The following is a 5783-nucleotide window of genomic DNA, read 5'->3' as shown; positions in this document are numbered from 1 at the left end:
GTCGGACGACGGTGAGCACGTCGTCGACGTCTCCTACGACGGGCAGGGCTGTTCGATCAGCCAGGCGGCCACGTCGGTGCTCACCGAGCAGGTGATCGGGCAAAGCGTCGGGCAGGCGTTGAAGACGCTTACCGCGTTCACCGAGATGGTGTCATCGCGGGGAACTGTCGCCGGTGACGAGGACGTTTTGGGCGATGGCGTCGCGTTTGCGGGCGTCGCCAAATATCCGGCCCGAGTCAAATGCGCGCTGCTCGGCTGGATGGCGTTCAAGGACGCGCTGGCGCAAGCGACTGAAGACGTGGAGGAGATCAAAGGATGAGCGAAACCGCCGCACCGGATAACGAGCTGCTCGCCGATATCGAAGAGGCGATGCGCGATGTCGTCGACCCCGAACTGGGCATCAACGTGGTCGACCTGGGGCTGGTCTACGGCCTGAATCTGGAAGAGGCAGAAGAGGGGACCGTCGCGCTGATCGACATGACGTTGACGTCGCCGGCCTGCCCGCTGACCGATGTCATCGAAGACCAGTCGCGTAACGCACTGGTCGGCGCCGGTCTGGTCGACGAGCTGCGGATCAACTGGGTGTGGAACCCGCCGTGGGGCCCGGACAAGATCACCGACGACGGCCGCGATCAACTGCGCGCTCTCGGTTTCACCGTCTAAGTCTTCCGGGCCGTCGGTATGACCGGTTCTGTGGGGTTGCGGTTGCACCAGGGCTGGCTACCATCATGGTTGTGAGCGACGCCGTGCCCCGCGAGGTCAAGCAGAAGAACACCGGCGCGGTGCCGCATATAATCGTAATGTTCGGTGCCACAGGCGATCTAGCACGGCGGAAGCTGCTGCCCGGGCTTTTCCATCTGTCCCGTTCCAACCTGGCTCCCGAGATCCGCATCATCGGCACGTCGCTCGATGAGTTCGACAACGATGCCTTCCGCAAGCTGGTGCTCAAGGCCTGCCGCGAGTTCTCCAGCCACAGCCACGACATTTCCGATGACGTTTTGGATCAGTTCGCCGCCAATTTGGTTTTCGTACCTATGCACGAAGGACCGGAAGCGCTGGCCCGCGCCGTGGCTGAGCAGAGCGATGCCCTCGGCGGTGATGCCCATCTGCTGCATTACCTGAGCATCCCGCCCGCGGCGGTGATGCCGGTCATGGAAACGTTGCACAAGGCGGACTTGGTGCAGAACTCGCGGGTCATCATGGAGAAGCCGTTCGGCGTCGATCTGGCCAGTGCGCGAGCATTGAACGCGGCGATTCACGCGATATTCGAAGAAGAACAGATCTTCCGGATCGATCACTTCCTGGGTAAAGAGGCCGCGCAGAACATTCTCGCGTTCCGGTTCGCGAACGGGTTGTTCGAGCCGATCTGGAATCGAAACTTCATCGACCACATCCAGATTGACGTGCCGGAGCGGCTCACCTGTGAGAACCGCGCCGGGTTCTATGAATCCGTGGGGGCGTTCAAGGACATGGTGGTCACCCATTTGTTCCAGATTCTGGCGTTCGTCGCGATGGAGCCACCCACCGAGCTTGCTTCAGAGGCGATCAGCGACGAAAAAAACAAGGTATTCCGCTCGATGCGCCCGCTTGATCCAACCAAGGTGGTGCGCGGGCAATACCGGGGTTACCGCGACGAGCCTGGGGTGTCTGCCGAATCGGATACCGAAACCTTCGTCGCGCTCAAAGCCGAGATCGATAACTGGCGCTGGGCCGGTGTCCCGTTCTTTTTGCGCACCGGCAAGGGCCTCGCTGAGGGACAGCGCATCATCTCGATCGCATTCCACGAGCCGCCGCGCAGCATGTTTCCGCCGGGATCTGGTGTGGGACAAAAGGGTCCGGATCACTTGACCTTCGATCTCGCCGACGTGTCCAAGATGTCGTTGTCGTTCTACGGCAAGCGGCCCGGTCCGGGAATGAAGCTGGACAAGCTCAGCCTGCAGTTCACCATGGAAGACAGCGGCCATGCCGGCGATGTGCTCGAGGCCTACGAGCGTCTGATTCTTGACGCGATGCGCGGCGACCGGACGCTGTACAACACGGCAGAGGGGATCGAGCGGCTCTGGGAGGTGTCCGCACCGTTGCTCGACGATCCGCCGCCGGTACGCAGCTACGACCTGGATTCGTGGGGTCCCAACGCGGTCCATCCGTTGATTGCGCCGCGAGCGTGGCGGTTGCCGTTCGAGCGTGGCTGGCGCGGCACGAAATAACTAGTGCGGGTGGTGCCGCTCACCCGGTTGCGGGCAGTTGCCGTTGTCCGCCTGTTGAACACTGATGGTCATCGCCTGCAGCGTGCCAGTGTTGTCCTGGGTCCCCCGCGCAGCAATGCACTTGCCTTGAGCCAGCGCTTGCCCGTCGGTGGCGGCCTGCTTGGTGTAGTTGGTCGTGTTGGTGACGGTCACGGTGGACGAAGAACTATTGCCGTTGGCGTCGGTGCCGTTCACCGTGATGGTGTTACCCGCCACGGAGGCAACGGTGCCGGCTATCCCCGTGCGGTGTTTGGGTTCTGGGCACTTGCCGTCGGTTGCCGGGCTGACTCGCACGGATTTCGCGGTGATCGTGCTACCGGTGTCCGCGCTTTCCCGGGTGGGACGCACCGCAACGCAGCTGCCGGCGGTGACATCAGTCAGCTGAGCGGAAGTGAGCTCGGTGATCTTGGTCGACGGTGTGAAGTCTACGGTTGTGTTTCCGGTCTGCTGGGTGACCTGGATGGCGTCGCCTGACACCGAAGCGATCATGCCGCTGACCCAGCCTTTGCCGTTCGCCGACGCTGGCGGCGACGACGGTGTCGCGGCAGAGCTGGTCGGACTTGCTGACGTGGCGGTGTTCGTGTTGTGCGACCCTCCGCACGCTGCGACGGACAACGCGGTTGCGCCGGTGACCGTGATTAGCGCCAACCGGGTCAGTCGCGCGGACCAGAAAGTGACACGCATCCCAGCCATCTAGGTCCTTTCGAATCGTCGGCCGCTGTGAGTAGGCCGGCCAAGCAACGATTCTCACCATTCGTGGCGCAGCTGAGTACCGGCTGGCGGCCGATTATGAGCCAGCTGTGTATTCTCCGAAGCCCGCGAGTTGTCGCTAGAAGGCCGCTTCGGGAAGCGCCATGATGTCGTCGTCGACAGCGTCGATGATGCCGCGCAGTGTGGTGAGATTCGGAAGCATGTTCTTGGCAAAGAATCGCGCGGTGGCGATCTTGCCGCGATAGAACGCTTCGTCGTTGGCCGGCGCGGCGGCCAGGGCAGCTTGCGCGAGATCGGCTTGTGCCAGCAGCCGCCAGCCGATGAGCAAGTCGCCGACGGCGAGCAGGAATCGCACCGATGCGAGGCCGACTTTGTATATCTCCGTTGGGTGTTCGGCGGCGGCCATCAGGTATCCGGTCAGGGTGGCGGTCATTGCCGTGACGTCATCGAGCGCGGTCTGCAGCAGATCGGCGTGTTGCCGTAGCGTCTCATCGCAGGTCCCGATGGTGTGGCGGATCTGCGATGCCACGTGCTCGAGGGCTTCGCCGCGGTCGCGAATGATCTTGCGGAAGAAGAAATCCAGCGCCTGGATCGCGGTGGTGCCCTCGTAGAGGGAGTCGATTCTGGCGTCACGGATGTACTGCTCGATGGGGTAGTCGGTCAAAAAGCCCGACCCACCGAGCGTCTGCAGCGACTCGGTCAGGATTTCGTAAGCCCGTTCCGAGCTCACCCCCTTGACCACCGGGAGCAGCAGATCGTTGACGCGGTGCGCCATCTCGGCTTCCGCGCCTGAAACGTGTTGTGCGACAGCGTCATCCTGGTGCGCCGCAGTATACAGGTACAGTGCGCGCAACCCTTCGGCGTAGGCCTTCTGCGTGATCAGGCTGCGGCGCACGTCTGGGTGGTGCATGATCGTGACCCGCGGCGCCGTCTTGTCGGTCATCTGTGTCAGATCCGCGCCCTGTACCCGCAGTTTGGCGTATGCCAGCGCGTTGAGATATCCGGTCGACAGCGTGCCGGCGGCCTTGACGCCGACCGTCATGCGTGCGTGCTCGATCACGGTGAACATCTGCGCGATCCCGTTGTGCACGTCGCCGACCAGGTAGCCGACGGCGGGCAGTCCATGGGCGCCGAAGGTCAACTCGCAGGTCGGGGACGCCTTCAGGCCCATCTTGTGCTCCAAACCGGTGGCGAAAACCCCGTTGCGGGAGCCGATTTCGAAAGTCTCAGAGTCGAAGAGGTACTTGGGAACGTAGAACAGGCTCAGACCTTTGGTGCCCGGACCGGCCCCCTCGGGTCGGGCGAGCACGAGATGGAAGATGTTTTCGGCGGTATCGCCCACGTCGCCACCCGAGATGAAACGCTTGACGCCCTCGATGTGCCAGCTGCCATCCGGTTGCGCGATGGCCTTGGTTCGCCCCGTTCCGACGTCGGAGCCGGCGTCCGCCTCGGTCAACACCATGGTGGCCGCCCAACCTCGTTCCAGGGCCATCGCTGCCCACCGCTGCTGCTGTTCGGTGCCTTCGACGTAGAGCGCGTTGGCCATTGCCGGGCCCATGCTGTAAAAGAAGGCCGCGGCCGGATTGGCGCAGTGCAGCATCTCGTTGATTGCCCACGTCACCGGGCCCGGTGCGGACACGCCGCCGATCTCTTCGGCAAGACCGATGCGCCACCACTCGGCGTCCTTGACCGCCTGCACTGATTTGGCCAACTCGGCTGGCACCGAGATGGTGTGCCGGTCCGGCTCGAAAACCGGAGGGTTGCGGTCGGCGTCGGCGAACGATTCGGCGATTGGGCCCTCGGCCAGGCGAGCGACTTCGTCGAGCATGGCGTGGACGGTGTCGACGTCGAGGTCGCGATAGCGTCCTGAGCCGAGAACAGTGCCGATGCCCAACACCTCGAACAGGTTGAACTCAATGTCACGCAGGTTGGCGATGTAGTGCCCCAACGGTTTTCCCTTCCCCGGGTAGCTGTGGACGCAGTGTGTCCGAGGCGGGATTGGGTACGCAACCGTAAGCTACGGCGACGGAAGCGTAACCTACGGCGACGCAACCGTAGGGTGCGAGGTCAGCGCTATGGACCCAGCTATTCGGGGCCACCTAAACGCCGTTGGGGCCACTTCCGCATCGTGCATAGGCATTTGGACGAGTCGCGTCTTGGCTCTAATGGCGATGGTGCGGCCACGGGATGTGGAAATGGTGGTGCGGGCGACCCATCGGTGGACACGGTTCGAGGTCGATGGTCGCCGCCTGCAGTACCCCGCCGTCCTTGGTTCCCATTGCCGCCATGCACTTACCGTTCTGGATCGCTTGCGGATTGGTAACCGCGTGCTTGGTGTAGGTGGTCGTGTTGATGACGGTCACGGTGGTGTGCGTGGCCTTGCCGGTGGGATCGATGCCGTTGACCGCGATGGTGTTACCCGTCACCGAGTCGACGATGCCGTTGACGCCAGGACTTCCAGCCGGCCCAACGGGCGGAGGGCACTTGCCGCCTTCAGACGGGCTGATGTCCACGGACTCCGCGGTGATCGCACCGCCAGGTGGAGCGCCTTGCGACGCGGCCTTGACGTCGACGCAACTGCCGGGTTTCACGTCGGTCAGCGCAGCGGAGCTGAGCTCGGTGACCATCGTCTGTGGGGTGAACGCCACGGTCGCCGCGCTCCGGTCCCGCTGGGTGAGCTGGATCGTGTCACCTGACACGGATCTGACCAGGCCCTCGATGTGATCTTTGCCCACCGGCGGTGGAGGTGGCGGCGGCGGTGGCTTGGGCGCGGACGTCGGTTGGCTTGCCACGGTGCCGTGCTGTGTAGGGTTCTGGTGGTTCGAT

At 63.5% G+C, this 5783-nt stretch carries 6 protein-coding genes and 1 pseudogene; 4 read left to right on the top strand and 3 right to left on the bottom strand.

Features of this window, described 5'->3' with window-relative positions; all coding sequences use genetic code 11:
- From sufU to zwf, 3 genes and pseudogenes are all read left to right on the top strand, one after another.
- Window positions 1–341, top strand: a pseudogene (gene sufU / locus WAN71_RS17765) (Fe-S cluster assembly sulfur transfer protein SufU); the annotation flags it as partial.
- The gene (locus tag WAN71_RS17760; protein WP_422226593.1) at window positions 316–663 is read left to right on the top strand and encodes a metal-sulfur cluster assembly factor; all 348 of its coding nucleotides are present in this window, start codon (window positions 316–318) and stop codon (window positions 661–663) included. The pseudogene sufU and the gene WAN71_RS17760, both read left to right, overlap by 26 nt.
- Before the next feature lie 65 nt (window positions 664–728).
- Window positions 729–2207, top strand: a complete 1479-nt coding sequence (gene zwf, locus WAN71_RS17755) for a glucose-6-phosphate dehydrogenase (RefSeq protein ID WP_422226592.1) — start codon at window positions 729–731, stop codon at window positions 2205–2207.
- On the opposite strand, the gene WAN71_RS17750 is transcribed toward zwf, so the two are convergent.
- A complete protein-coding gene (locus WAN71_RS17750; protein WP_422226591.1) occupies window positions 2208–2723 on the bottom strand; it encodes a DUF5666 domain-containing protein in 516 nt (171 codons plus the stop codon).
- On the opposite strand from WAN71_RS17750, the gene WAN71_RS17745 reads away from it, so the two are divergent.
- Window positions 2707–2943, top strand: a complete 237-nt coding sequence (locus WAN71_RS17745; RefSeq protein WP_422226590.1) for a hypothetical protein — start codon at window positions 2707–2709, stop codon at window positions 2941–2943. The genes WAN71_RS17750 and WAN71_RS17745 overlap by 17 nt on opposite strands.
- A gap of 132 nt (window positions 2944–3075) precedes the next feature.
- Here WAN71_RS17745 and WAN71_RS17740 read toward each other — a convergent pair whose 3' ends face one another.
- Window positions 3076–4905: an acyl-CoA dehydrogenase gene (locus WAN71_RS17740; protein ID WP_422226589.1), complete on the bottom strand. Its 1830-nt coding sequence runs from the start codon at window positions 4903–4905 to the stop codon at window positions 3076–3078.
- Window positions 4906–5119: 214 nt separating this feature from the next.
- Window positions 5120–5783 (bottom strand): hypothetical protein (locus tag WAN71_RS17735; protein WP_422226588.1); only part of this gene is annotated, 664 nt, incomplete at its 5' end.

This window comes from Mycobacterium sp. (assembly GCF_049280035.1).
In the GTDB taxonomy this organism is placed as follows: domain Bacteria; phylum Actinomycetota; class Actinomycetes; order Mycobacteriales; family Mycobacteriaceae; genus Mycobacterium.
This window is presented reverse-complemented; position numbering and strand designations above follow the sequence as displayed.